This is a genomic window from Sphingomonas pruni NBRC 15498, from assembly GCF_001598455.1.
Classification (GTDB): Bacteria; Pseudomonadota; Alphaproteobacteria; order Sphingomonadales; family Sphingomonadaceae; genus Sphingomonas; species Sphingomonas pruni.
In genome coordinates this window covers 47,250-73,753 of record NZ_BCYZ01000007.1, presented here as the reverse complement: position 1 = coordinate 73,753, position 26,504 = coordinate 47,250, and the positions used below count along the sequence as shown (strand labels likewise).

Below are 26,504 nucleotides of genomic sequence, written 5' to 3'. Positions count from 1 at the left end.
CGCTGCCCAAACCAATCGGAGTGCCCGCCCGCAATGGCCGACGCCAAGCCTTTCGACGTGCCCGCTGGGGCGACCGGATGCCTCGTTCTAGCATCGGGCGACGTGTTATGGGGCAGGGGATTCGGGGCCGAGGGTCAAGCCGTTGGTGAGGTCTGCTTCCACACCGCGATGACCGGCTATCAAGAGATCATGACCGATCCGAGCTTCGCCGGTCAGATCATCACCTTCACCTTCCCGCATATCGGCAATGTCGGCGCCAATCCCGACGACGTGGAGGCCGACATGCCGCATGCGCTCGGCATGATCGTGCGCGAGGACGTGACCGCGCCCAGCAACTTCCGCTCGGTCGAGCGGCTCGACGACTGGATGAAGCGCCATGCGCGGGTCGGCCTGGCGGGCATCGACACGCGCGCGCTGACCAAGCGGATTCGCACCGGCGGCGCCCCCAACGGTATCATCGCGCACGCCGCCGACGGCAAGTTCGATGTGCCGCTGTTGCTCGACATGGCGCGCGCCTGGCCGGGGCTCGAAGGCATGGACCTGGCGATCGCGGTCACCACCGAGATGGATTACGGCTGGGAAGGCGGCGTCTGGCGGCTAGGCTTCGGCTATGGTGCTGAAGGGCGCGAGGATGACCGCCCCCACGTCGTCGCCATCGACTACGGCTCCAAGCGCAACATCTTCCGCAATTTGGTCAAGGCCGGCGCCAAGGTCAGCGTGGTTCCCGCGACCGCGACCTTCGATCAGGTCATGGCGCTGAAGCCCGACGGCATCTTCCTGTCGAACGGCCCGGGCGATCCCGCCGCGACCGGCGAATATGCCGTGCCGGTGATCCAGCAGCTGCTCGAAACCAACATCCCGCTGTTCGGCATCTGCCTTGGCCACCAATTGCTCGGGCTGGCGGTCGGCGCGTCAACGACCAAGATGTTCCAGGGCCATCGCGGCGCCAACCATCCGGTCAAGCGCCTCAGCGATGGCCGGGTCGAGATCACCAGCATGAACCACGGCTTCGCGGTCGAACGCGACAGCCTGCCGGCCAATGCCCGCGAGACGCACGTGTCGCTGTTCGACGGCTCGAATGCCGGGCTGGAGCTGACCGACCGCCCCGCGTTCAGCGTGCAATACCACCCGGAGGCGAGCCCCGGCCCGCAGGACAGTTTCTATCTGTTCGAGCGGTTTGTGGACGGGCTGAAGTGAAACGCATTCCCGCCGTGGTGGGAATGCTGCTCCTATCAGGCTGTTTTTGGGGGAGCGAGTATAATTGGGCCGACGAAAAGCAGATCATCGACGCCGCGAAGCGATGTGGGGTCGAAGATCTGAAGCCGACCAAAGCAGGCGATGCCTGGGCGGCATATGTTCCGGACACCGTGCCGGATCACGCTCGCAAGGAAGACTGCATTTACAATGATCTGCATAAACAAGGTTTGCTGGTAACCCGATAATGCCCAAACGCACTGACATTTCCTCGATCCTCGTCATCGGCGCCGGGCCGATCGTCATCGGCCAGGCGTGCGAGTTCGATTATTCGGGCACGCAAGCGATCAAGGCGCTCAAGGAAGAGGGCTATCGCATCGTCCTGGTCAATTCGAACCCGGCGACGATCATGACCGATCCCGAGCTGGCCGACGCGACCTATATCGAGCCGATCACCCCCGGCGTCGTCGCCAAGATCATCGAGAAGGAGCGCCCCGACGCGGTGCTGCCGACGATGGGCGGGCAGACCGCGCTCAACACCGCTTTGGCGCTCGCGCAGGACGGCACGCTCGAGAAATTCGGCGTGATCATGATCGGTGCCGATGCCGAAGCGATCGACAAGGCCGAGGACCGCCTGAAATTCAAGGATGCGATGACCAAGATCGGCCTCGAAAGCGCGCGATCGGCGATCGCGCATTCGGAAGCCGAGGCGCTGGAAGGACTGGAGAAAGTCGGCCTGCCGGCGATCATCCGCCCGAGCTTCACGCTGGGCGGGACCGGCGGCGGTGTTGCCTATAACAAGGACGAGTTCATCGACATCGTCCGCAAGGGGCTCGACGCCAGCCCGACCACCGAGGTGCTGATCGAGGAATCGCTGCTCGGCTGGAAAGAATATGAGATGGAGGTCGTTCGCGACCGCAAGGACAATGCCATCATCGTCTGCTCGATCGAGAATGTCGATCCGATGGGCGTCCATACCGGCGACTCGATCACCGTCGCGCCCGCGCTGACGCTGACCGACAAGGAATATCAGATCATGCGCAACGCGTCGATTGCGACGCTGCGTGAAATCGGCGTGGAAACAGGTGGTTCGAACGTTCAGTTCGCAGTCAATCCGAAGGACGGCCGCCTCGTCGTCATCGAGATGAACCCGCGCGTGTCGCGCTCATCGGCGCTGGCGTCGAAGGCGACCGGCTTCCCGATCGCCAAGGTCGCGGCCAAGCTGGCGGTCGGCTACACGCTCGACGAGATCACCAACGACATTACCGGTGCCACGCCCGCGAGCTTCGAGCCGACGATCGATTATGTCGTCACCAAGATCCCGCGCTTCGCGTTCGAGAAGTTCAAGGGGGCCGAGGCGGTGCTCTCGACCGCGATGAAGTCGGTCGGCGAGGTGATGGCGATCGGTCGCAACATCCATGAATCGATGCAGAAGGCGCTGCGCGGGCTGGAGACGGGGCTGTCGGGGTTCAACACGGTCGACCGGCTGGTCGGCGCGCCGCGTGACGAGATCGAAGCGGCGTTGGCCGTGGCGACTCCCGACCGGCTGCTGGTCGCGGCGCAAGCGCTGCGCGAAGGTTTCACCGTCGCCGAAGTCCATGCGATCGCCAAATACGATCCGTGGTTCCTCGAACGCATTGCCGAGATCATCGCCGCCGAAAACGAAGTGATCGCCAACGGCCTGCCGCAGGACGCACCCGGCATGCGTCGCCTCAAGTCGATGGGTTTCAGCGACAAGCGTCTGGCCTATCTCGCCGTGCAGTCGGTCGGTCTGCGTGATCGTTTCCCGGCGCGCAGCGGGCTGATCCACGAAGCGGTCAAGGCGATGGCCGGCGGGGTCAACGAGGACGAGGTCCGCGCGCTGCGGCACAAGCTCGGCGTACGCCCGGTGTTCAAGCGCATCGACACCTGCGCCGCCGAGTTCGACGCCAAGACGCCTTACATGTACTCGACCTATGAGGCGCCCAGCTTCGGCGCGCCCGAGGATGAGAGCCAGCCGTCGACGCGGCGCAAGATCGTCATTCTGGGCGGCGGTCCGAACCGGATCGGGCAGGGGATCGAGTTCGACTATTGCTGCTGTCACGCCTGTTTCGCGCTGGCTCACGCCGGGTTCGAGACGATCATGATCAATTGCAATCCTGAGACGGTGTCGACCGATTACGACACGTCGGACCGGCTCTATTTCGAGCCGCTGACCGCCGAGGATGTGCTCGAGATCCTCTATACCGAGCAGCAGGCGGGCGAACTGGTCGGTGTGATCGTCCAGTTCGGCGGGCAAACCCCGCTCAACCTGGCGCGCGCATTGGAAAAGGCCGGCATTCCGATCCTCGGCACCAGCCCCGACGCGATCGACCTGGCCGAGGATCGCGAGCGCTTTGCCGCCCTGGTCAACAAGCTCAAGCTGCACCAGCCCGCCAACGGCATCGCACGCAGCCGTGACGAGGCTGTCGCGGTGGCGGAACGCATCGGTTACCCCGTCCTCATGCGTCCGAGTTATGTGCTGGGCGGTCGCGCGATGGAGATCGTCGACGGCACTCAGCAGCTCGACGATTATATCCAGACGGCGGTGCAGGTGTCGGGCGACTCGCCGGTGCTGATCGACCAATATCTGCGCGACGCGATCGAGGTCGATGTCGACGCGATCGGCGACGGCACCGACGTCGTGGTCGCGGGCGTGCTCCAGCATATCGAGGAAGCGGGAGTCCATTCGGGCGACAGCGCCTGCTCGATCCCGCCCTACAGCCTGCCCGACGCCATCATCGCCGAGATCGAGCGCCAGACCGACTTGCTGGCGCGCGCGCTCAACGTCGTCGGCCTGATGAACATCCAGTTCGCGGTCAAGGACGGCAAGGTCTATCTGATCGAGGTCAATCCGCGCGCCAGTCGCACGGTGCCGTTCGTCGCCAAGGCGATCGGATCGCCGATCGCCAAGATCGCAAGCCGCGTGATGGCGGGCGAGAAACTGGCAAATCTGCCGAAGATCGATCGCGACATCGGCTATTTTGCGGTCAAGGAAGCGGTGTTCCCGTTCAACCGCTTCCAGGGGATCGATCCCGTCCTGTCACCGGAAATGAAATCGACCGGCGAAGTCATGGGAATCGATCAGGATTTCACCGCGGCGTTCGGCAAGGCCGAGCTCGGCGCGGGAACCATCCTGCCCGAGAGCGGTACGGTGTTCATCAGCGTCAAGGACAGCGACAAGCCGGTGATCCTGCCGGGCGCCCGCGCGCTCGCCGACTTCGGCTTCACCGTCGTCGCGACCGGCGGCACCGCGGATTATCTCAGCGAGCACGGCGTGCTGGTCGAACGCGTCAACAAGGTGGCGCAGGGCCGCCCGCACATCGTCGACCGGATCAAGGACGGCGGGATCGACATGATCTTCAACACGACCGAGGGCTGGCAGTCGCTGAAGGACTCGCAGCCGATCCGCCAAGCAGCGGTCGCGCAGAAGATTCCACACTTCACCACGGCATCGGCATCGGTCGAAGCGGCAAAGGCGATCGTCGCGCTTGCAACACGGTCCCTTGAAGTTCGGCCGTTGCAATCCTATCATTCGCACTCGCACAATTGATCCCCTCACAAGAGAAACAGGTGCGGGCGGTTCGGGAACGGGCCGCTTGGGGATGAATATTTGGAACGAGGGACCAGGGGTTATGGCGACTGTTGAGAAGATGCCGATGCTGCAAGAGGGCTATGAAAAGCTCACTGCGGATCTGCGCCGTCTCAAAGACGAGCGGCCCCAGATCGTCGATGCGATCGAGGAGGCCCGCGCGCACGGCGATTTGTCGGAAAACGCCGAATATCACGCCGCCAAGGAGCGTCAGGGCCAGATCGAGGCGTCAATCGCCGACATCGAGGACAAGCTCAGCCGCGCGCAGATCATCGACCCGAAGGAATTGTCGGGCGACAAGGTCGTGTTCGGCGCGACGGTGACCTTGCTCGACGACGACGACAAGCCGGTCAAATACCAGATTGTCGGTCAGACCGAGGCGGACGCCAAGAGCGGCCGTATCTCGTACAACTCGCCGCTCGGCCGTGCGTTGATCGGTCGCAAGGTCGATGACGAGGTCGAAGTGTCGGTGCCGGCAGGCGACCGCTATTACGTCGTCTCCAAGATCGAGTTCATCTAACCCCGATGCATCTCCGCGACGCGCCGGCGACGTACGGGATCGCGATCCTGACCGTCGTCGTGTCGGTCTGCGCGATCCTGTTCGTCGCGCCCGATGTCGCCGCAGTGACCGGCGGGTTCATTCCCGGCCGCGTGCCCGACGTGCCGATCGCCAATTATGCTGGCTGGCTCGTGCCCGTCTGGCTGACTCCGCTCAGCGCCACCTTGCTCCATGGCGGGTGGCTCCATCTCTTCTTCAACATGGTGATGCTGGTCTATTGCGGACGCGAGGCCGAGCGTGCGATCGGGTCGGTCAGCGTTGCGGCGCTCTATGTGATCGGGGCTTATGCCGCTGCGGCCGGACAATGGGCGCAGGATCCGACTGGGGTCATGCCGATGATAGGCGCGAGCGGCGCGATCTCCGCGCTCGTGGCGGCTTATGCGATGCTCTACGGCGGGAGCCGCACGCAAGGCGTTGGGCCGCTGCCCGCCGGCTTGGTCCATGCTTTATGGCTGGGTTTGGCCTGGACCGGCATCAACCTGCTGATCGGGGTCACGACGATGATGGGCCAGCCGGTCGCGATCGGCGCGCATATCGGCGGGTTCGTCGTCGGCCTGATCCTGGCCCGCCCGCTGTTGTTGTGGCGCTATCGCAAGGCTTGAAGGTTGCTTTAGCCGTTATGCCCTATCGTCACCCCGGCCTTGTGCCGGGGTCTGCCGGGAGACACTCGTCAGACAAGAGGCGTGGTTCAGCCGGCGAGTCTATGCGGATCCCGGCACAAGGCCAGGATGACGATGATGAGGATTGGCCTCGCCGGTCGCCCTTCAGCCGTGCGGCTTCTGCAACTCGGGGTCCGGCTCGAGCAAGCGATGGAGGTGAACCACCACGAACTTCATCTCGGCATCGTCGACCGTGCGCTGTGCCGCGGCGCGCCAAGCCTTTTCGGCCGAAGCGTAATCGGGATAGATACCGACGACCTCGATGGTCGTCTGATCGAAATCGAGCGTGCGCGGATCCTTGACGCGGCCGCCGAATACGAGGTGGAGCTTGCTCATGCCCCACCCCATAACGAGGCGCACCGCGGCATTGAAGCTCCTATTTGGACTTCTTTGCCGGCTTGATCTCCGTCGCCGCGACAGGGCTGCTGTTGAGCGCGGCTTCTCCGGCGCTCGATACCGCCTTGGCGACCTGATCGATCAGCTTCGACACCTGCGCCTTGGCGGCGTCCTTGCTGAGCGGCAGCGAGCCGAGCTCCGCCTTGGCGGCATCGCGCGCGGCTTCGGCGGCGCCGGCCGCGACGCCGGTCAAGCGCTTGCCCACCGGGCCGAGCAACTCGCTCTCGCGCTTGGTCTTGGGCAGCAGGGCACCCGCCGCGAGCCCAATCGCAATGCCACCGGCGACCACCGCCAGCGGATTGGACTCGATCGCCTTGCCGGCGCGTTCCGCCACCTTGCGCGTTTCATGCAGCGCGTCGCTGGTCGCACCGCGGGCGGTCGCCAGGGCGCTTTCCATGCGGCCGGTCTGGTTGGTTTCTGCGTTCTGTGGGGTTGCTGTCTCGGTCATATCCATGTCCCTCTTATATGGGGTCGAACTCTTCATACGTCGGTCGGTTGCCTTCGGAGCAGCCGCGCGAGCGGTTTGCGCGCGATAAATGCGGTCAACAGCGCGGCGATGCCGACGGTGGGCAGGGGATTGCGCTTCACCGACTCGATCCCCGACCGCGCCATTTCGCCACCGACCTCTTTCAACTCCTCCACCGCGTCGCGAGCGAGGGCACTGGGTTTGAGCCTCGATTGCAGCGCGACGACGGTCTTGGCCAATTGACGACGCGCATCGACTGAGTTGTTTTCCGCCTTGGCCAGTTCGGTGTCGATCAGGCTCACGGCCGGTCGTCCTTGTCCTTGATCTCGGTCGCCTTCTTGATCAGCAGCCAAGCGCCCCAGCCCATGATCACGGTAACCAGCACGCCGCCGCCGACGACGATCAACGTCGCCCAGCCGGGCCCGACCAGCCAGTTCAAGGTCATCAGCAACCCGACCAGCGCCGCCACCAATACCGCTTGCGCCAGCACCAGCGCGCCGATTGCCAGGAGGATCGCGTTGCGGGCCTCATCCAACCGAGCAAAAAGCCGCGCGCGATAGAGTTTGATCTCCGCCCGGACGAAATTCTCGCCATCGTCGATCAGTCGGCTGACCAACGACGGGATGCTTTCCTCAGGCTGCGGCTCCCCCTCCACGCGCGGCTCGGATCAGGCTTTGGTGTCGGTCGACGGCTTGTCCGACTCTTTGTCGGCCTGACCGTCGAGTCCTGCCTTGACCAGCCGCGCCAGGACGAAACCGATCGCCGCCGCCGTGCCGATCGCCACCGCCGGGCTCTTCTTCACGAATTCGCGGGCATCGTCGATAATGTCGTCGACCTGCTTTTCCTTGAGCGCGCCGGAGAAGTTGGCGACCGCGTCGGCGGCGGATCGGGCATATTGGCCATATTGCTCGCCGACCTTTTCATCGACCGTGCCGGCCGCGTCCTGCAGCATCTTCGCCAATTCATCGAGCGCGGTGCCGGCGCGGCTCTTGCCGTCCTCGGCATAGCCTTTCGCCTTTTCGCCCGCGTCATTGGCGAACTTGATCACATTGTCCTTGAGCGCCTGGGTCGCGTTCGGCTTCTCGCTGGTCGTGCCACCGGAGGTGGAGCCAGTCGCGGTGCCGTTCGGCGTCTCGTTCGATGCGGTATCGGCCATGATACTCTTCCTTACTGGTTCGCTGTCGACGGGGGTCGACAATCTGTGTTCCATATCGACAACCAAGGCGGCGCCTGCCGGTTCCGTCCTGCGAGACAAGCGATTTGCCGCCCGCGCGCGAAGCCGTTAGAGCGCCGCCGCGACGCCCCAAGTCAATTCCTGTTACCCCAATCTAGGAAGACCGTTCCATGACCGCAATCATCGACATTCACGGCCGCCAGATCATCGACAGCCGCGGCAATCCGACGGTCGAGGTCGAAGTGATGCTCGAGGACGGGTCGTTCGGTCGTGCCGCGGTGCCGTCCGGCGCCTCGACCGGCGCGCACGAAGCGGTCGAATTGCGCGATGGCGACAAGAGCCGTTGGTCGGGCAAGGGCGTCCAGAAAGCGGTCGACGCGGTGAATGGAGAGATTGCCGATACTCTGCTCGGTTATGATGCCGAGGATCAGGCCGAGGTCGACGCCGCGATGATCGCGCTCGACGGCACGCCCAACAAGGGGCGATTGGGCGCGAACGCGATCCTGGGCGTCAGCCTGGCGACCGCCAAGGCCGCAGCCGATGCGCGCGGTCTGCCGCTCTATCGCTATGTCGGCGGGGTCAACGCGCATGTCCTTCCGGTGCCGATGATGAACATCATCAATGGCGGCGAGCATGCCGACAATCCGATCGATTTCCAGGAATTCATGATCATGCCGGTCGGCGCTTCGTCGCTGTTCGAGGCGGTGCGGACGGGCTCGGAAATCTTCCACACGCTGAAGAAGATGCTCCATGAAAAGGGCTTGTCGACCGGGGTCGGCGACGAAGGCGGGTTCGCGCCCGATATCGCCAACACCACCGACGCGCTCGACTTCATCATGCGGGCGATCGAAGGGGCAGGGTACAAGCCCGGCGACGACGTGATGCTGGCGCTCGATCCGGCCTCGACCGAATTCTTCAAGGACGGCAAGTACCACATCTCGGCTGAGGGCAAGGTGCTGACTCCGCACGAAATGGCGGCTTATTATGCCGATCTCGTCGCCAGATACCCGATCATCTCGATCGAGGACGGCATGGCCGAGGACGATTTCGAGGGCTGGAAGGCGTTGACCGATATGGTCGGCGACAAGGTCCAGCTGGTCGGCGACGATCTGTTCGTGACCAATCCCAAGCGCCTGGCCGACGGGATCGAACGCGGCCTCGCCAATTCGATCCTGGTCAAGGTCAACCAGATCGGCACGCTGACCGAGACGCTGGCAGCGGTGTCGATGGCGCAGCGCAACTCGTACACCGCGGTGATGTCGCACCGCTCGGGCGAGACCGAGGATGCGACGATCGCCGACCTCGCGGTTGCGACCAATTGCGGACAGATCAAGACCGGCAGCCTGGCGCGGTCGGACCGGTTGGCCAAGTACAACCAGCTGATCCGGATCGAAGAGGAATTGGGCGACGTCGCGGTGTTCGCCGGGCGGAGTGTGATCCGCGGGAAGTAGCTCTCGACCGTCATGCCGGGCTCGACGCGGCATCCAACGCGCAACAACGGCTGGAGTCGTGGACAGTTGGTGTTCGAGCGAGATCATGTCCCCGGACACGATCTTGGCTTGCTGGGGGCAAGCCAACGCTCGAACGCGGCACAAGGCCGAGGTGCCGGCTAGCTTGTGACACTCCTGCCACGCGCGATTCAGTTCATCGCCAATCCGATTCGATTCGGCGGCACATGGTAAATACGGGGTTGATCCGCGAGTCGTGGTGCGCGACAAGACGAACCCAAGATGTCGTCCCGTCGCCGCACCACCTTTGGTTCCGTTTTTCGTCGTGCCGCCTTTCCCGCGCTCGCGCTGGGGATCATGGCGTTTTTCGGTACCTATGCGATTGTCGGCAGCAACGGCGCGCTAGCCTATGGCGATTACCAGCGGCTGCTCGCCAAAAAGCAGCAGCAGCTTGCCGAGCTCAAGCAGAAGCAGACGGTGCTCGCCAATCGCGTTCAGTTGCTCGATCCGAACAAGGTCGATCCGGACATGGCCGACGAATTGACCCGCAAGCAGCTCAACGTGGTTAATCCCAACGAGGTTGTCGTCCCGCTCAAATAAGCGGCCGCGCGTTGATCTGAAGCAAGCGCACTGGCGTCGTGCCGCGCAATCTGGCAGCACTCCCTCCTATAAGGTTCGGAGAGTCCAATGAAGTTCAAGCTGCTGGGCGCGGTCGCCTGTATCGCGCTGGCGTCGTGTCATTCGTCCACCAACTCCACCAACGTCAACGCGACCAATGTCAACGAAACCGCCGTCGCCAACACGAATGCAGCGGCGCCGACCACACCGTCGCCGCAATGGGCGCAGTTCCGCGACGGCTTCATCAACGGTTGGTTCAAGCTCGACCCGGCCTTCGCGGTCTATCAGGGCAAGCATGAATTTGACGGGGTGATGCCCGATTGGAGTCCGGCCGGACTGAAGGCGCAGGCCGATTTCCTGCACAAGGCGATCACCGATGCCCAGGCGTTCGACAAGGCCAAGCTGTCCAAGGAGGACGGATTCGAGCGCGATTATCTGATCCAGGTCGCGCGCGGGAAACTGTTCTGGCTGGAAGATGCCGACCAGCCGCACACCAATCCGGCTTATTATGTCGGCAACGGCCTCGATCCCAACACCTATATCGCGCGGCCTTACGCGCCGGCGAAGGTCCGGATGGAGGCACTGATCAAGTTCTTCCGCCAGGTGCCGTCGGCGGTGTGGAATATCCGTACCAATTTGCGCACGCCGATGCCGGAGAGCTTCATCAAATATGGTGTCGCCGCGTTCAACGGATTCGCCGATTATTACCGCGGCGACGCGCGCAAGGCGTTCGCCAGCGTCCACGACAAGAAGATGCAGAAGGATCTGAAGGACGCGTCCGAAGCGGCCGCAATCGTGACCAGCGACCTCGCCAAATGGCTTGGCAATCAGAAGAAGACCGCGACCAAGGATTTCGCCCTGGGACCCGAGAAGTTCCAGCGCATGCTCGCCGAGACAGAGGGCGTCGACACGCCGCTCGACCAGCTTGAGGCCGCGGGCAAGGTTGACCTGGCCAAGAACCAGGAAGCGCTAAAGCAAGCCTGCGCCAAATACGCGCCGAAGAAGACGATCCAGGCGTGCATGGACAAGATGTCCGCGAACAAGCCGGCCGGAAACGATCCGGTGGCCGAGGCGCGGCGCCAGATCCCGATGCTGCGCCAGTTCGTGGTGTCGCACGACATCGTCTCGATCCCCGGCACCGAACAGGCTTTGGTCGAGGAAAGCCCGCCCTATAATCGGCAGAATTCGGCCTATATCGATCCGCCCGGGCCGTTCGATAAGGGCATCCCGTCGGTCTATTACATCTCGCCGCCCGACCCGAGCTGGCCCAAGGCCAAGCAGCTCGGTTTCGTGCCCGGCAAGATGGACCTGCTATTCACCTCGGTCCACGAAGTGATGCCGGGGCACTTCGTCCAGTTCCTCCACGCCAATCGCTCACCGTCGCTCTTCGGTCAGCTGTTCGTGGGTTATGCTTATGCGGAGGGCTGGGCGCATTATGCCGAGGAAATGATGTGGGATGCCGGGCTGGGGAATGGCGACCCCGAGACGCATATCGGCGAATTGTCCAACGCCTTGCTGCGCGATTGCCGCTTCCTGTCGGCGATCAGCATGCATGCGCGCGGCATGACCCAGGCGGATTCGTTCAAGATGTTCCGCGAGCAATGCTATCAGGACGAAGGCAATTCGGACCAGCAGGCGGCACGCGGCACCTATGATCCGGCGTACCTCAACTACACGCTGGGCAAGCTGATGATCCGCAAGCTGCGTGACGACTGGACCGCTACGCGCGGCGGCCGCAAGGCGTGGAAGCAGTTCCACGATCAGTTCCTGTCCTATGGCGGCCCGCCGATCCCGCTGGTGCGCGGCGCGATGATGGGGACCGAAGCGAAGTCGGTGTTCTGACGGAGCGAGGCGAGCAGCAGCGCTGCTCGCCGGTCGCCGTAGCGACGCGACCGTCCGGTCGGCGGGTTGGTGAAACCAACCCGACCGACGACGCGGGATTTACTCCCGCGTCGGACGCGATGTTCGGATTTTTTGCTCAGCTTCTGATTTCGCCCTCCCTTAAGCGGGGGCGTTAGCCGACGCCCAACGCCGCCAGCGCCTCATCATGCGACGAAAAATTCAGCGCGCATCTCGCGATGAAATCGTCGATCGCTGCCATGTCGGTAGGCGGGCGCGGCACGTCCGACGAGATCCACGCCGGATCGGGAAACTGCCCATAGCCGGCGAGCAGACAATGCCACGACTGTGGCGGGTAATAGCCCGCGATGCCTTGCTGCGTGATCTCCTTTTCGAGATCGCCGCCGGTGAACCAGCAGGTGATGATCGCCTTGAGCGAGTCCGAAAGATGCTGGTTCGTAGCGTTGTCGCGCCAATAGTCCGTGTCGGTGCGCCGGCTCATGCGATAATGGCACACGATATAATCGCGAATGCCTTCGTAGCGCGCGGCGATCATCTGGTTGAACTCATCGCGAAGCCTGGGCGTGAAATCGCTGTCGCGCCAGGCGTGGAGGAATCCTTCGACCGTCACCTGCACGATGTGCAGCGCAGTCGCCTCGAGCGGTTCGATGAACCCTTGCGCCAGGCCGAGCGCGAGACAATTGCCCGCCCAACTTTCGGCGACGCGGCCAACCTTCATCTTCAGGTGGCGCGCCTCGACGGGTGAGTCGAGCAGTCCGAGATGCCCGCGCAAGTCGGTCTCCGCATCATCCGCCGAGCAATAATCGCTGGCGTAGACATAACCGTTACCGGTTCGGCTGGTGAGCGGGATGTCCCAAGCCCAGCCATGCCGCATCGCGGTCGAGAGAGTCTGGCAATTGGTGCCGGATGCGTCACGTGGTGTCGGCATCACCACTGCGCTGTCGTTGTACAAATTGGCGCCGAACGGCAGAAACGGGACGCCCAGCGCTCCTTGCGCGATGACCGAGCGGAAGCCGCTACAGTCGACGAAGAAGTCGCCGGCGATGATGACACCGTCCTCGGCGACGAGGTGGCGGACCTGGCCATCGGCAACCGCGACATCGACGACACGATGCTGAAGGTGGCGGACGCCCAATCGGATCGCATGGTCGCGCAGGAAAGCGCCGACCAGATGCGCGTCGAAATGATAGCCATAGCCAATCCCGAACGGGAAGCTTTCAGGGACGAGCGGTGCCAGTCGCCGGGCAGCGAGCGCCGCCGGCAGGAAGAAGCGATCGGGGTGCGCCCAGACATCGGCATTGTGCCGCCGCGCATAGGCATTGATAAAAAAGGCTGGCGCGGTGAAGCCGTCGAGTTCGGTGGGGAAGGGGTGGAAATAGCCCTCGAACCCCGGCACTTCGGACCAGCCGCGAAAGCCGATCCCGGTCTTATACGTCGCGTTGCAGCGCGGCATCCATTCGGCTTCGGCGATGCCGAGCGTGTCGAAAAAGGCCTTCAATTGTGGCGTCGAACCTTCGCCGACGCCGACGATCCCGATCTCCGGGGATTCGATCACGGTGATCTTGACTGCCTGTGCCAGATGGTGCGCGATCAGATTGGCCGCCATCCACCCGGCGGTGCCGCCGCCAAGGATCACGATGCTGCGCTGGGTGTCGCTCATTGCACTGTCATGCCGATTTTGCGTGTCTGCGCAATGGTTCGCCGGGACCCCTCACCCGCCTACTCGAGTGGGAGTGTGAGGTCTTCAGCGCGTCGTCTTGAGCGTCGGCACGTCGCTCTGAACTTCGGTCCGCGTAGGATTGCGGATCGAAGGGCGTAGGCGCGCGATGCTGCAGAGCCCCGCGACCGCGGCGAGTCCGACCGACACCAACGGGGGGACGCGGCCCGATCCGACGCCCAGCGCCAGCAGGAGGGCTACCAATGTCGCTCCGGTGGTCTGCCCGGTCAGACGCACGGTCGAGATCAGCCCGCCCGCCGCTGCCGCGCGCTCGCGTGGGGCGCTGCCGATGATCAGGCGCGCATTGGGAGGCATGAAGGTACCGAACCCCGATCCGCACAAGGCCATCCGCCAGGCGATGTCGAAATAGCTGGGATGGGCAGGCAGGAAGGCGATCAGCAGCAATGCAGTGATGCTGATGCACATGCCAATGCCGCCGAGCAGCCCGGCAGGGATGCGATCCGACAGCCAGCCGGCCATCGGTGCCACGATCATGTTGGTCAGCGGCCAGGGCGCGATCGCCGCGCCGACCATTGCCGCGCTGAAGCCGAATTCCTGCGTCAGGCGGAACGGCGTCGACAACAGCAACGTCATCGACGCGATGAACGCGGTGTAGGCGCCTATCACTGACAGCGCGATGACCGGGCGGTCGAGCAGATCGAGCGGCAGGATCGGATTGGCGTCGCCGCGTTCGCGCCGGACGAAATAATAGCCGATCAGCGCGCCGGTCGCGACGATCGCCGCCGACACGATCGGGCTATCGCCGTGTACCGCGCTTTCCGCGCCGCCAATGATCAGCCCGAACATCGCCGCGCACATCACCGCGCCGAGCAGGTCGAAATTGGCGTGGCGCGGCTTCGGATCGGGCAGCGCGCGGCCAAGCAGCAAGCTGAGGAGAGCGAACGGAATCGCGCAGGCGAATACCCAGGGCCATGGCGCGACGGCCAGCACCAACCCGCCGATCGTCGGCGCGGCGGCCGCCGAGCTCGACACGATCACCGAGTTGATGCCCAAGCCACGGCCCAATTGCTGCGACGGATAGGTCGAGCGGATCAGCGCCGATGACACGCTGAGCGCGCCCGCCGCGCCGATCGCCTGCGCTGCACGGACGACGAGCAGGAAGGGCAGGCTCTTGGCGAAGAAGCAGAGCAACGTCGCGACCGTGAAGATCAGCTGCCCGACCTGATACATGCGTTTCAGGCCGATCCGTTCGCCGAGCCCGGCGAAGGGCAGGAGCAGCATGACGAGCATCAATTGGTAGACGGTGACGATCGCGACGACTGAGCTCGAATCGACCTTAAGGTCGCGCGCGATCGAGGGCAGCGCGACATTGGCGATGCCGCCGTCGATGATGATCAGCGCGGTCCCGCAGCATAGGGCGCCGATCGCGAGATAACGCCGCGGCAGGGCGACGCCATCGCTGTGCGCGGGCTCTATTTCGGGGTCGTGGAGGTCGATATGCTCGCTCATGCCGGGCTCCATCCGGGCGGCGCCAGCTCGAACCCGGCGAAATCGAAGCCCGGCGTCACTACGCAGCTGACCAATGCCCAGCCGTCGCGCGGCTCGGCCGCCTGCCAGGCATTGGCCGGAACCAGCACTTGCGGATTGTCGGGGCCCAGGTGGTGGTCGCGCGTTTCGCCATCGTCATGGATCAGCAACGTGAGCGGCTGGCCATCGTTCCAGATCCACAATTCGGCCGCGTCGACCCGGTGCCAGTGCGAGCGTTCGCCGGAATCGAGCAGGAACAGGATCGCCGTGGCGAGATCGCGGCCGCCGTGCGGATCGGACGTACGCATCGTCTCCCGGAACCACCCGCCCTCGGGATGCGGGGCGAGGTTCAGGCGAGCGACGAGCGGATGCGGCATGCGCCGGTCCATGCTCCCGGGGATCGGGTCAGGACAACCCCAAAATGGCTATTGGTCGGGAGCAAACGTCGCATGCGCTTGCCCTCTCCCGTAAACGGGAGAGGGCTTGTGCTAATGATCTGATTTCACCGGCAACCTTGGCGCGAGGCGCGCGCTGTGCTTGAAGCTGAGCATGCCGATGCTCCTCCCCCGCCGTCTTCCTGCCATGGTCGCCATGTGCGGGCTGCTCCTCTCCCCGATCGCCCAGGCCGCGCCGTCGGGCGCCGTCGCCGCGGTCGATCCGTTCATCGGGACGGGGGGAGAAGGGCATACGTTCCCGGGCGCGGTGTCGCCGTTCGGGATGATGCAGGTATCGCCGGACACCGACGCGACGTGCGTGATCCGCACCTGTTACGGCCACGCTGCAGGCTATCGCTATGACGACCCGACTATCCAGGGTTTCAGCCAGACGCATTTTTCGGGATCGGGTCATTCCGACTTGGGCGACTTTCTGGTCATGCCGGTGTCGGGTGACGCGGTGCCGCTCGAACCGGGCGATCCCGCCAAGCCGGGCAGCGGCTACCGATCGCGCTTCAGCCATCAGGGCGAGGTGGCGTCGCCCGGCTATTATGCGGTCAATTTGACCGATGCCGGCGTGCGTGCCGAGCTGACCGCCGGGACACGGATAGGCGTCCACCGCTATACGTTCGAGCGGGTTAATCCCGCCCACCTCGTGCTCGACCTGCGCTCCAGCCTGTACAATTATCCCGGCAAGGTGTCCTGGTCGTCGGTCCGCCTCCGCGCCGACGGCACGCTGACCGGCGGGCGCGAGACGCGCGGTTGGGCGCCCGGGCGCAAATTGTTCTTCGCGATGCGTTTCTCGCGGCCGCTCACCGGGCATGAGTTCGTCAATCGCGAGACCGATATCCCGTATAAGGGCTTCAAGGGCCCCGGCCGTACCGGCAGCGACATCGCCGAGATCAAGGGCAGGGCATTGGTCGCGCGGCTCGATTTCGGCCGGCTCGACGCGCCGCTCGAGGTCAGGGTGGCGATCTCCAGCGTCGATGAGGACGGCGCGATCCGCAACCTCGACAGCGAGCCGGGCGGGTTCGACGCGATCCGCGCCAGGACGGAAACGGCCTGGGCCAAGGCGCTCGGCGCGGTCGACATTCAGGCCGAGCCGGGCATCCGCAAATCGGTCTATACCGCGCTCTATCATGCGATGATGGCGCCGAGCATCGCCGGCGATGCCGACGGCCGTTATCGCGGACCGGACGATCAGGTCCACAAGGCGGACGGCTTCACCTTCCGATCGACCTTTTCGCTGTGGGACACGTTCCGCGCCGAACATCCGCTGCTGACGATCATCCAGCCGCAACAGACCTCGACCGACGTCGTGCGCTCGTTGCTCGCGAGCCAAAGCGAGAGCCCGTACGGCATCTTGCCCGTCTGGCAGTTCCAGGGTCAGGAGACGTGGTGCATGATCGGCTATCACGCCGTGCCGGTCATCGCCGACGCCTATTTGAAGGGCATCAAGGGATTCGACGCCAACAAGGCGCTCGACGCGATGGTCGCGAGCGCGACCTATGCCCCTTATGGCGGCCTGGGCGACTATATGAAGCTCGGTTACGTGCCGATCGACCGCGAGCCCGAGGCGGCATCGAAGACGGTCGAATATGCGTTCGACGACTGGACGATCGCACGGATGGCGCGCAAGCTCGGGCGCAATGGCGTCGCTGAGACGTTCGAGAAGCGCGCCGCTTATTGGCGCAACAGCTTCGATATCCAGACCGGCTGGCTGCGCGCGCGCAAGAGCGACGGCAGCTACCGCACCCCGTTCGATCCGACCGCGATCAACTACGGATCGGATTATACCGAGGGCAATGCCTGGCAATATTCGTGGTTCATGCCGCACGACCAGGGCGGGCTGATCAAGCTGCTCGGCGGCGACGCGGCGACGGTCAAGAAGCTCGACGCGATGTTCGATTTCGACAATTCGAAGGTCGATTACAGCCATGCCGAAGACATTGCCGGGCTGATCGGCCAATATATCCATGGCAACGAGCCGAGCCACCACGTCGCCTATCTCTATGCCTATGCCGGCGCGCCGTGGCGGACGCAGGAGCGGCTCAAGCAGATCGTCGACAGCCAGTACAAGCCGACCCCCGATGGCCTGGCGGGCAATGACGATCTCGGCCAGATGTCGGCCTGGCTGGTGTTCACCTCGCTCGGCTTTTACCCGGTCGCACCCGGCAGTGGGCAATATGTCATCGGTCGTCCGTTCGTCGACCGCGCGACGCTCAACCTGCCCAATGGCAAACGCTTCACCGTCCTTGCCGACAGCATGTCGCCGGCCAATCGCTATGTCGGCGCAGTCTCGCTCAACGGCAAACCCCTCGATCGCGTGTGGATCGGGCATGACGAGATCATGCGCGGCGGCACGCTCCGCTTCACCATGTCGGCGACGCCCAACAAGACCTGGGGAACCAGCATCGCCTCGCGGCCTTATTCGATGAGCGGCTATTGAGTGGGGCAGGGGGCGGACCCATTTGACGGGCTCCCCCTAGGAGGATCGTCATGTCCGATACCGCCACTGCCCGCCGCACATTGATCCCGGGCCCCGACCATCCGATCACCGTGACGCCCAACCCGAAGCGCGTCGTCGTCAGCGCCGGTGGCAAGGTGATCGCCGACACGCGCCGCGCCTTAACGCTCAAGGAAGCGAGCTATCCCGCAGTGCAATATGTCCCGCGCGCGGACGCCGATCTCGGGGCGCTCGAGCGGAGCGATCATCACACTTGGTGTCCGTACAAGGGCGAGGCGTCCTATTTGTCGATTCCGGGTATCGATCGTGGCGAGAATGCGATCTGGACCTATGAAGAACCGCACGACGCGGTCGCCGAGATCCGCGGTCATCTCGCTTTCTATCCCGACCGCGTGACGATCGAGGAACGCGACGACTGATCAGCCCGGGCGGCCTTTTATTATTGAGTCTCAAAGCGAAGAGGCACAGCAGGCGCGAACAGGGCTGGGACGGGCTTTCCTGCCGTCACAACTACTTGGTCGAGCGGTACCGCATCGCGCGGGGCATTCGCGGAAAAGACCTGTACGAGGCGGCGGCCGACGGTGGGCCATAGGCCCTTCGGGATTGGGACCGGTCGGCCGCCTAGCGCCGCCAACCAGGTCGGACGACCGCGCCGGTACGCCCGCCGTGGATGGATCACCTGCAGATCCACAGCGCCTTCATAGAGCCCAAGCACGAGCGGCTTGCGGTCGTCGAAGAGGATACCCGAGCGCTTTCCGATCTTGGCGGACGCCAGATCGTAAGCCCGCCTCGCCCCGGGAGTCAGGTCGGTGACTGTCGCCTGGTCGATGGTCAGCGGATCGACCTTCGTCAGGCGCTTTAGGATGCCGGCCATCCGCTCCGTCCCATTTACCGGCATTTCTGCGGCGTGACTCAACCCGACATAGACCAAGGTCTTCGCCTTGGGACTTTTGGAGAAGACACTAGAGAAGAGATTCTGGGCCTGTGCCTTTTCGCGTTCGATGGTGCCTTCGCCAGGTCTCATCTGCTCCTTGGTCTCCTCATAGGCGACCGGGTCGTAACCCAATGACATCGCGCCTCGCAGGAAGCCGGCAAAAACCGGGTCGCGCGTATAATCGCCCGTGCTCAAACGGGCGAAGCCATCCCGCTTGAGCCGATCGGCACCAGAGAGAGGGTCGCCAGCGACCGGATAGTTTCTGAGGGCTTCGACGGCCAATAACGAATAACCGAGCGGCCGAAGCGCGCGGGCAACCTCCAGGGCGAACGCCCTGTCGCGCGGGCTGGTATGCGCCTCGTTCAGAATGACGATGTTGGTTGCCTTCGCCCGGCGCACGATTTCTTCAATCGCATCGCGAGACGAGGCGCGGGAAATCTTGTCCGACCAGCCGGCGCCCAGCATGTCATCCGCGCCCGTCGGATCGTAGTCGACCGCCGCGAGCTCGTTTGTGATGAACGGGCTGAACTGCTCCCAGATCTGCTTCGCAATTGGGTCCCCCGCCTTATCCTCAACCGGGGCAGCCGCGCTTTTCAAGCTGTCGATCGCCCTAAGGTAGTTGCCTTTGCCAAGGGCCTTTCGCGCTGCCTCGACGGTCGAAGGAAGAAAGGTATCCTGCGCCAGCGATCGTGCGCCGACCCAGGCCAGTATCAGGGCCGTTGAAATCGCTAGCGCTCTGTTGCGGTTCATGAGGGTCTCCAGGGCGCGCAGTAACAAAAAGTTTTGCGATAGAGCGCTTTGCAGCAAGATCGGTGGGAAAAACCTTGGCCATCGGCTGTCCGTGGCCGTTCTGTCGATCCCTATGCGCAATACCCGGCGTTACGGGCGTATCGCCTGGAAACGCTGCATTTCGAACCGCCGCGTCCCAACATTCTTGCTGCAATGCAGCATATGCGCTATATCCGAGTCATGTACCTCGCCGAGAAAACCGATCCCGCCCCGAATGGCGGCGCCCCCGTCATCCTGGAAGGGATCGTTCGCAAGAAGTGCGTCGCGGCGACCTATAACCGCATGGCGGTGATCCTGGCGCCGCATGCCTTGTTCACCAAGAACGACGCGCTCTATGTCGCCGCGGTGACGATCGAGCGCGACGGGCAGCGCCCGCGCGAGGAAAAGGTCGGGCTGTTCAAGCTCGACGGCCTGGTCGGCCTGCGGCTCGACGAGCGCGATTTCGTGACCAGCTCGGTCTACGAGCCCGAGGACGAGCGCTTCGTCGGCTCGACGCTGATGGCGGTAGAGGGCTGATCCGAGACGATCGCGCGCAACGCGGTCGAGATCGCTGGCCAGTGACGGTGATCGACGGCAAGAATTTGTGGTGAAATGAAAAGGGGCGACCAACCGGCCGCCCCTTTCCAGTTTATCGGATCAGCGCCAGTTGCGCCCGCAGACGCGGACCCAGCGGCCGTGGTGGCGCTCGTTATGGCAACGGCGCGCATTCCAGCCCCAGCGATTGCCGCGACCGTTGTTCCAGCGATCCTGGCGACCGTCGCGTCGGCCATTGTTCCAATGATCGCCACGGCGATCGTCGCGACGATCCATCCGGCGGTCGCCGCGGTCATCGCGCCGATCCATTCCGCGATCATCGCGCCGATTATCACGCCAGTCGCCGTGCGACTGCGGTGCTTCGATCCCCGGCGCGTTGCCCGCGGCGGGCGCTGCAACCGCTGGCGTAACGCCCAGCATGGTGGCCATCAGGCCAGCCGCTATCAGGAACGTTTTCATGTAACCTCTCCTGGTCCGATATGGACCGTTCCTAACGCTACGGTTCGCAGGCGTTATGGTTCCTGAACGACCCGTCTCTGACAGGTTCACATTCGCCATCGGAGTTGGAGGCGCGACCGCGCAGCGATGCTGGGAGGGCATGTCGGTCGGCGGTCGTCGCAACATGCCCTCCCCCAACCCCTCCCGTAAACGGGAAGGGAGATGTCTGGCGCCGACCTGGCAGCCATGCGAGGGTTCGCGCGTTGGAGGATAGATGGCCGACGCGGACGATATGGAACAGGTGACCACCCCCGCGCGACGCGGCGGCTGGGCCTGGCCCGCGCTCGTCCTGTTCGCGGTGTCGCTGCTCCTGTTCGGCGTGCACTTGGCCGACGAGCTGATCGAAGGGGAGGGGTTCTCGTTCGACACTCGCCTGCTGCTCGCGCTCCGCGTGCCGGGGCATCCGCAAACCCCGATCGGCCCGTCATGGCTGTTGCAGTCGGCGGTCGATATCAGCGCGCTCGGCGGTTACACCTTGCTGTGGCTGTTCGGCGTGGCCGGTATCGCCTGGCTGATCGGCGCGGGCAAAAGGCCGGAGGCGGCGGGCATCGCGCTGTCGCTGATCGGCAGTTCGGTGATCGACGGCCTGCTCAAACACTGGATCGCGCGCCCGCGCCCCGAGCTCGTCCCGCATCTGGTCCAGGTGACCAATGCCAGCTTCCCAAGCGGCCACGCGATGATCTCGTCGGCGGTCTATCTGACGCTCGCATTGATGTTGGCGGAGGGGATCGACCGCAGCAGTTGGCGGGGCAGGGCAGGGAGCGTGGCGGTGGTCGCCTTCTTCAGCGCGCTCGCGGTGCTGATCGGGATGAGCCGGGTCTATCTCGGCGTGCATTGGCCGAGCGACGTCCTGGCGGGCTGGTGTTTCGGGACGGCCTGGGCGTTGCTGGTTTGGATGGGGGATCGGTGGTTGGGTGCAGCCAGAAGATGAGAAAGGCCTACTGGCGCTTGTTCGCTGCTACGACGTGGGCAGATGAAGCCACGGCACCTATTGTGGCTGCGGCTGCGAGATCCTTCACCATCGCGTTCACGAGGAACATTACGCCCGCGGCGATAAACGTAGAGCTAGATGTCAGCGGAAGGCTTGCCACAGTGAGCTGATATCCTTCTTTTGCCCACACAAACGTTCGCTTCTTGAGATCGCGAACTTTTTTAAGACGATCATCCAACGTTAGGTTGTTCTCTGCAGCTTGAATCAATTCCCCAATCGCGGAATGTAGCTCTTTCAGTCGATCGATTGCCTCTTGCTGGGCGGGCTCGACCGGCCCTCCGTTGTGAAGAGCCCGCTCATGTATTTCTAATAGCTCATCGACACCCTCCAAAGCCGCCGGCGCCAATGATTGGACTATACGAGCCTGCTGGGTCGCTGATCGGCGGCCAGTCCAGCCGGTGGAAGCGGCAGGGGGTTTTGAACGCCCTTCGATCCTATCAAAGAGTGGTCTAAAGCTTTCGCGGACGAATTGCCGCCGCGCTTTCCAAGTTGGATCGTGTTCACGAATGAAAGTCCAGAAAGCCGACAAGTCACGTTGCGCGCGCACGAACTCTGGAACGATATCTCGTAGATCGTCGCGACGAATAAGCGGATAGCGAAGAGCCTTGTATTGCCGGCCCAAATCCACCTCGCGGTTGCCCTCGCAAGCTTCAAGTAACACAGTTTCAAGGCGAGTGACGGCGCCCACGTCCGTCATGTTGTCGGGCCAAGAGGTCGAATGAGCTGTCATTCTCACCCCACCGTCACAAAACTATCCATCACCCGCTTGCGCCCAGCCTGCTCGAAATCGATCTCCAGCTTATTCCCCTCAATCTCGGCGATCTCACCGTAACCGAACTTCTGGTGGAACACGCGCATGCCGACCGACAGGTCGCTGCGACCTTTATTCCCCAAACTTACCGCACTCGCGCGACTCTCCACCACCCGCGCCGGTTCGCGCGTGAACGTCCGGCTCTGCCATTCCCCACCCGGTTTGGCCGCGTTGAGCGTGCCCGCCGCGCGCTGCCAGCCCGGCCCACGTCCGGTCCCGCGCCCGACATCGGCGAACGGGTCGCTCCGTTCGCTCCAGTTTGCGCGCCACAGGCTTTCGCCGCCCGACATGCTGCTTTCGCTGTCGATATGCGCTTGCGGAAGTTCGCCGACGAAGCGGCTGGGGATGCTCGACGTCCATTGGCCGTAGATGCGGCGGTTGGCGGCGTGGATGATGATCGCGCGGCGGCGGGCGCGGGTGATCGCCACGTAGGCCAGGCGGCGTTCCTCCTCGAGGCTCGTCAGCCCGCCTTCGTCGAGCGCGCGTTGCGAGGGGAACAGGCCTTCCTCCCAGCCGACCAGGAACACGGTGTCGAACTCCAGGCCCTTGGCGGCGTGGATGGTCATGATCGTGACCTTTGCCTCGTCGGCCTGCGCCTCATTGTCCATGACGAGGGAGACGTGTTCGAGGAATGCGCCGAGCGTCTCATATTCCTCCATCGCGCGGACGAGTTCGCTGAGGTTTTCGAGGCGGCCGGCGGCTTCGGCGGATTTCTCGTTCTGCCACATCGCGGTGTAGCCGGATTCGTCGAGGATCACTCTCGCGAGTTCGGAATGGGGGACGGCCCCTCCACCAGTTAGCTCCGCTAACTGGTCCCCCTCCCCGAGCGAGCTCGGGGAGGAATTGTTGAGCATGCCACGCCAGCGGGCGACGTCGCCCACCAGATTGCCGAGCGCGCGTCTCGCCTGTGGGGTGAGTTCGTCGGTGTCGAGGATGCGCGCCGCCGCGGTCGTCAGCGGGACCTGTTCGGCGCGGGCGAGCTGGTGGACCTTGGCCAGCGCCTTGTCGCCCAGGCCGCGCTTGGGGGTGTTGACGATACGCTCGAACGCCAGATCGTCGGCGGGCTGGGCGACGACGCGGAGATAGGCGAGGGCGTCGCGGATTTCCTGGCGCTCATAGAAGCGGAAGCCGCCGACGATGCGGTACGGCATGCCGATCGAGATGAAGCGGTCTTCGAACTCGCGCGTCTGGTGCTGCGCGCGGACCAGGATGGCGATGTCGTCCAGGCTGGCGCCGCGGATCTGTTGCGCGGCTTCGATCTCGTCGCCGACGCGGCGGGCTTCCTCGGGCCCGTCCCAGACGCCGAGCACTTTCACCTTCTCGCCTTCGTTATGCTCGGTCCACAGGGTCTTGCCGAGCCGGCCCGAATTATTGGCGATCACCCCCGACGCGGCCGCCAGGATGTGCGGCGTGGAGCGGTAATTCTGTTCGAGCCGGATAACCTTGGCGCCGGGAAAATCCTTCTCGAACTTCAGGATATTTTCGACCTGCGCGCCGCGCCACGAATAGATCGACTGATCGTCGTCGCCGACGCAGCAGATGTTCTTGCGCTCCTGAGCGAGCAGGCGGAGCCAGAGATATTGGACGCTGTTGGTGTCCTGATATTCGTCGACCATGATGTAGCGGAAGCGCTGCTGGTAAAGCTGCAGCACCTCGCGATGGGTCTTCAGGATGGTCAGCATGTGCAGCAGCAGGTCGCCGAAGTCGCAGGCGTTGAGCGCGCGCAACCGGTCCTGATATTCGGCATAAAGCTGGGCGCCGCGGCCATTGGCGTAGCGCTCGCCTTCGCCGGCATCGACGTCCTTCGGGGTCAGCCCCTTGTTTTTCCACTCGTCGATCAGCCCGGCGAGTTGGCGCGCGGGCCAGCGTTTCTCGTCGAGGTCGGCGGCCTGGATGAGCTGCTTGAGCAGGCGCAATTGGTCGTCGGTGTCGAGGATGGTGAAATTGGGATGCAACCCGACCAGCTCGGCATGGCGGCGCAGCATCTTGGCGCCGATCGCGTGGAAAGTGCCGAGCCACGGCATACCCTCGACCGCGTCGCCGACCAGCCGGCCGACACGCTCTTTCATCTCGCGGGCGGCGCGGTTGGTGAAGGTCACGCTGAGGATTTCGGACGGATAGGCTTTGCGCGTCCAGAGGAGATGCGCGAGCCGCGCGGTCAGCGCCGCGGTCTTGCCCGTGCCCGCCCCGGCCAGCACCAGCACCGGGCCGTCGGTGGTCAGCACCGCTTCACGCTGCGGCGGATTGAGGCCGCGCAGATAGGGCGGATCGTCGGGAAGGGAGGCGGGGGCAGGGTCGGTCACGCGTGAACACTTAGGGAACGGCGCCCGGCGGGGCAACCGTCAGGACGCGCGGGCGAGCGTCATCCGATACATCCCCGCGAAGGTCGACGGGTGGCGCATTTCATAAGTGTGCCAGGCCGCGAAGTCGCGGTGCAGCGGATCGTGCGGCGCGAGCTCGCGATATTGCTTGGCGTCCTCCGGTGTCGGCAGCTGGAAGCGGAGCAATTTGAGGCCCAGCGCATCGGTCGCTCGCTCGATCCGGGGTATATCGAAGCAATCCTCGTGCACGTGGAACAGCAGATCGTGAACGCCCGCGGTGCTGAAGAAATCGCGCGAGTCGGTGACGCTCGGTAGCGGTGCCGCGATCAGCTTCCGGCGCGCCTCGCGGATCACATCGTCGCTGACCGGTTCTTGCGTCAGCATACCCAGCCGCATCCGCGCCGCAGCGACCTGCAAGCGCGCGATCCGGCTGTACATCGCGACCTGCATCGCGCCGCCGGACGCCAGCACGTCGACCAGCGCCGCCCAGCCGGCCTCGGGATCGGGCAGATGATGCAGCACGCCGGAGCAGGCGATATAGTCGAAGCGCTGGCCGAGCTCGGCGACAGCATGGAGATCGTGCCGCAGCAACCGCAAATTGGCTTGCCCGGCGCAGCGCTCCCGCGCGACGGCGAGCGAGGTCTCACTGAGCTCGATCGCCGTTACCGTCGCATCGGGCGCCATGCGGGCGATGCTCAACGCCTCGCGCCCGGTGCCGCAACCGGCGACCAGGATGTTGGGCCGATCGGGCAGGATCGGCGCGTCGGGTCCGCAGGCGCGGAGTGAGTCGCCAAGCGACCGCATGGTGACCGCATTCGCCCGCTGCCAGACCGGATAGGGCCAGCGGCCATATTGCGCCGCCACCGCGCGCGTCACCGGCGCGGCGAATTCCCCCTCCATCGTGCCCGGCGGTTCCGGCAAATAGGCGGCAAGAAAATCGGGTGCGGCAGCAAGCGCAGCGCGCTCCTCCGCGTCGAACGGCCAGGCGCCGCCGTTGATCGCCGCCTGCCGGAGCAGCGCCGCCGCAAGGCGAGGAAAAGCGCCAGTCTTGCGTTCGAGCAACAGCCAGCGGCGCACCGCGCTCAGCAAATGCTCGGCGACGCCATCGGCGACCTGTGTTTCCTCGATCAGCGCGATGGCAAGATCGTGACGTTCGAGCCAGAGCGCGGCGGTCTGTGGATCGGCGGGATCGGGCGGCGTCGGACCGAGCGCGACCCAGCCTGCGCGCTCGAACTGCGCGGGGTCGATCTGCGGGTCGCGGATCATCGCCGCGATCGCCGGCAGGTGGGACGCGTCGGCCAGATCGGGCCGTCGCCACAGCAGCACCGCCAGCCGGGTACGCGCAGCGGCATCGTCCGGCGCCGAGCGCCAGGCACTGGCCGCGGCGGCGAGGCGCTTGACGGAGGGCGTATCGGTCATCGCCGCAAGCATGGCGCCGCAGTCTGGAGGCGGCAAGGCCGGCTGCGTCCCGCGATTGCCCTCCGCGACCGAACGGCGCATCCTCGGCGCATCGACGATCTGGGGAGGCATCGGATA

The 26,504-nt window shown here is 64.4% G+C and carries 25 protein-coding genes; 12 read left to right on the top strand and 13 right to left on the bottom strand.

Features of this window, described 5'->3' with window-relative positions; translation table 11 throughout:
* Positions 1–33 precede the first annotated feature (33 nt).
* The 5 genes from carA (at position 34) to SPR01S_RS03315 (ending at position 5,965) form a co-directional block, all read left to right on the top strand.
* Positions 34–1,197, top strand: coding sequence for a glutamine-hydrolyzing carbamoyl-phosphate synthase small subunit (gene carA, locus SPR01S_RS03335; RefSeq protein WP_066584897.1), 1,164 nt, complete (start codon positions 34–36; stop codon positions 1,195–1,197).
* Positions 1,194–1,442, top strand: a complete 249-nt coding sequence (locus SPR01S_RS03330; RefSeq protein WP_157081901.1) for a hypothetical protein — start codon at positions 1,194–1,196, stop codon at positions 1,440–1,442. The genes carA and SPR01S_RS03330 overlap by 4 nt, the downstream gene beginning before the upstream one ends.
* Complete coding sequence (carB, locus tag SPR01S_RS03325; RefSeq protein ID WP_066584890.1) at positions 1,442–4,765, top strand: carbamoyl-phosphate synthase large subunit; 3,324 nt, start codon at positions 1,442–1,444, stop codon at positions 4,763–4,765. Before SPR01S_RS03330 ends, carB begins: the two co-directional genes overlap by 1 nt.
* A gap of 82 nt (positions 4,766–4,847) precedes the next feature.
* Positions 4,848–5,324: a transcription elongation factor GreA gene (greA, locus tag SPR01S_RS03320; protein WP_066584887.1), complete on the top strand. Its 477-nt coding sequence runs from the start codon at positions 4,848–4,850 to the stop codon at positions 5,322–5,324.
* A gap of 5 nt (positions 5,325–5,329) precedes the next feature.
* Positions 5,330–5,965, top strand: coding sequence for a rhomboid family intramembrane serine protease (locus SPR01S_RS03315; protein ID WP_066584885.1), 636 nt, complete (start codon positions 5,330–5,332; stop codon positions 5,963–5,965).
* Between the two features lie 162 nt (positions 5,966–6,127).
* Here the strand turns inward: SPR01S_RS03315 and SPR01S_RS03310 are convergent, their stop codons facing one another.
* The 5 genes from SPR01S_RS03310 to SPR01S_RS03290 are packed head-to-tail and all read right to left on the bottom strand — an operon-like array spanning position 6,128 to position 8,040.
* Positions 6,128–6,358, bottom strand: a complete 231-nt coding sequence (locus SPR01S_RS03310; protein WP_066584883.1) for a DUF4170 domain-containing protein — start codon at positions 6,356–6,358, stop codon at positions 6,128–6,130.
* A 40-nt stretch (positions 6,359–6,398) separates the two neighbouring features.
* Positions 6,399–6,866 (bottom strand): hypothetical protein, encoded by a 468-nt coding sequence (locus tag SPR01S_RS03305; protein ID WP_157081899.1) that lies wholly within the window; start codon positions 6,864–6,866, stop codon positions 6,399–6,401.
* A 32-nt stretch (positions 6,867–6,898) separates the two neighbouring features.
* Positions 6,899–7,186, bottom strand: coding sequence for a DUF3618 domain-containing protein (locus SPR01S_RS03300; RefSeq protein WP_066584874.1), 288 nt, complete (start codon positions 7,184–7,186; stop codon positions 6,899–6,901).
* Positions 7,183–7,500 (bottom strand): phage holin family protein, encoded by a 318-nt coding sequence (locus SPR01S_RS03295; protein WP_066584873.1) that lies wholly within the window; start codon positions 7,498–7,500, stop codon positions 7,183–7,185. Before SPR01S_RS03295 ends, SPR01S_RS03300 begins: the two co-directional genes overlap by 4 nt.
* 51 nt (positions 7,501–7,551) lie before the next feature.
* Positions 7,552–8,040, bottom strand: a complete 489-nt coding sequence (locus SPR01S_RS03290; RefSeq protein WP_066584871.1) for a hypothetical protein — start codon at positions 8,038–8,040, stop codon at positions 7,552–7,554.
* Between the two features lie 188 nt (positions 8,041–8,228).
* On the opposite strand from SPR01S_RS03290, the gene eno reads away from it, so the two are divergent.
* From eno to SPR01S_RS03275, 3 genes are all read left to right on the top strand, one after another.
* Positions 8,229–9,509 (top strand): phosphopyruvate hydratase, encoded by a 1,281-nt coding sequence (gene eno, locus SPR01S_RS03285; protein WP_066584869.1) that lies wholly within the window; start codon positions 8,229–8,231, stop codon positions 9,507–9,509.
* A 279-nt stretch (positions 9,510–9,788) separates the two neighbouring features.
* Positions 9,789–10,106, top strand: a complete 318-nt coding sequence (locus SPR01S_RS03280; protein WP_066584866.1) for an FtsB family cell division protein — start codon at positions 9,789–9,791, stop codon at positions 10,104–10,106.
* An 87-nt stretch (positions 10,107–10,193) separates the two neighbouring features.
* On the top strand, positions 10,194–11,966 hold the full coding sequence (locus SPR01S_RS03275; protein ID WP_066584864.1) for a DUF885 domain-containing protein: 1,773 nt from the start codon (positions 10,194–10,196) through the stop codon (positions 11,964–11,966).
* Positions 11,967–12,138: 172 nt separating this feature from the next.
* Here SPR01S_RS03275 and SPR01S_RS03270 read toward each other — a convergent pair whose 3' ends face one another.
* The 3 genes from SPR01S_RS03270 to SPR01S_RS03260 all read right to left on the bottom strand — a co-directional run bounded on the left by SPR01S_RS03270 (position 12,139) and on the right by SPR01S_RS03260 (position 15,566).
* The gene (locus tag SPR01S_RS03270; RefSeq protein ID WP_066584862.1) at positions 12,139–13,644 is read right to left on the bottom strand and encodes a tryptophan halogenase family protein; all 1,506 of its coding nucleotides are present in this window, start codon (positions 13,642–13,644) and stop codon (positions 12,139–12,141) included.
* 84 nt (positions 13,645–13,728) lie between these two features.
* Positions 13,729–15,171, bottom strand: a complete 1,443-nt coding sequence (locus SPR01S_RS03265) for an MFS transporter (RefSeq protein ID WP_066585023.1) — start codon at positions 15,169–15,171, stop codon at positions 13,729–13,731.
* Positions 15,168–15,566, bottom strand: coding sequence for a cupin domain-containing protein (locus SPR01S_RS03260; protein ID WP_084250905.1), 399 nt, complete (start codon positions 15,564–15,566; stop codon positions 15,168–15,170). Before SPR01S_RS03260 ends, SPR01S_RS03265 begins: the two co-directional genes overlap by 4 nt.
* Positions 15,567–15,780: 214 nt before the next feature.
* Here SPR01S_RS03260 and SPR01S_RS03255 point away from each other — a divergent pair, with 214 nt between their 5' ends.
* Positions 15,781–18,072 (top strand): GH92 family glycosyl hydrolase, encoded by a 2,292-nt coding sequence (locus SPR01S_RS03255; RefSeq protein ID WP_066585020.1) that lies wholly within the window; start codon positions 15,781–15,783, stop codon positions 18,070–18,072.
* Positions 18,073–18,122: 50 nt separating this feature from the next.
* The gene (locus tag SPR01S_RS03250; RefSeq protein WP_066584855.1) at positions 18,123–18,509 is read left to right on the top strand and encodes a DUF427 domain-containing protein; all 387 of its coding nucleotides are present in this window, start codon (positions 18,123–18,125) and stop codon (positions 18,507–18,509) included.
* Positions 18,510–18,529: 20 nt separating this feature from the next.
* On the opposite strand, the gene SPR01S_RS03245 is transcribed toward SPR01S_RS03250, so the two are convergent.
* Positions 18,530–19,774 carry a hypothetical protein gene (locus tag SPR01S_RS03245; RefSeq protein ID WP_066584853.1) on the bottom strand — a complete coding sequence of 415 codons (1,245 nt, stop codon included), beginning with the start codon at positions 19,772–19,774 and terminating at the stop codon, positions 18,530–18,532.
* A gap of 201 nt (positions 19,775–19,975) precedes the next feature.
* Between SPR01S_RS03245 and SPR01S_RS03240 the strand changes: the two genes are divergently transcribed.
* Entirely contained in the window at positions 19,976–20,329 is a 354-nt protein-coding gene (locus SPR01S_RS03240) for a WYL domain-containing protein (protein ID WP_245661849.1), read from the top strand.
* Positions 20,330–20,449: 120 nt separating this feature from the next.
* Here SPR01S_RS03240 and SPR01S_RS03235 read toward each other — a convergent pair whose 3' ends face one another.
* The gene (locus tag SPR01S_RS03235) at positions 20,450–20,806 is read right to left on the bottom strand and encodes a hypothetical protein (RefSeq protein ID WP_066584851.1); all 357 of its coding nucleotides are present in this window, start codon (positions 20,804–20,806) and stop codon (positions 20,450–20,452) included.
* A gap of 253 nt (positions 20,807–21,059) precedes the next feature.
* Between SPR01S_RS03235 and SPR01S_RS03230 the strand changes: the two genes are divergently transcribed.
* Positions 21,060–21,776 (top strand): phosphatase PAP2 family protein, encoded by a 717-nt coding sequence (locus SPR01S_RS03230; RefSeq protein WP_066584849.1) that lies wholly within the window; start codon positions 21,060–21,062, stop codon positions 21,774–21,776.
* A 7-nt stretch (positions 21,777–21,783) separates the two neighbouring features.
* On the opposite strand, the gene SPR01S_RS21430 is transcribed toward SPR01S_RS03230, so the two are convergent.
* Genes SPR01S_RS21430 through SPR01S_RS03215 form a run of 3 tightly spaced genes read right to left on the bottom strand, consistent with a single transcriptional unit; the run spans position 21,784 to position 26,498 of the window.
* Positions 21,784–22,566, bottom strand: a complete 783-nt coding sequence (locus SPR01S_RS21430; RefSeq protein ID WP_169803365.1) for a hypothetical protein — start codon at positions 22,564–22,566, stop codon at positions 21,784–21,786.
* 2 nt (positions 22,567–22,568) lie between these two features.
* Positions 22,569–24,950 carry an ATP-dependent helicase gene (locus SPR01S_RS03220; protein WP_066584846.1) on the bottom strand — a complete coding sequence of 794 codons (2,382 nt, stop codon included), beginning with the start codon at positions 24,948–24,950 and terminating at the stop codon, positions 22,569–22,571.
* Positions 24,951–24,989: 39 nt separating this feature from the next.
* The gene (locus SPR01S_RS03215) at positions 24,990–26,498 is read right to left on the bottom strand and encodes a class I SAM-dependent methyltransferase (RefSeq protein ID WP_084250896.1); all 1,509 of its coding nucleotides are present in this window, start codon (positions 26,496–26,498) and stop codon (positions 24,990–24,992) included.
* Between the last annotated feature and the right edge of the window lie 6 nt (positions 26,499–26,504).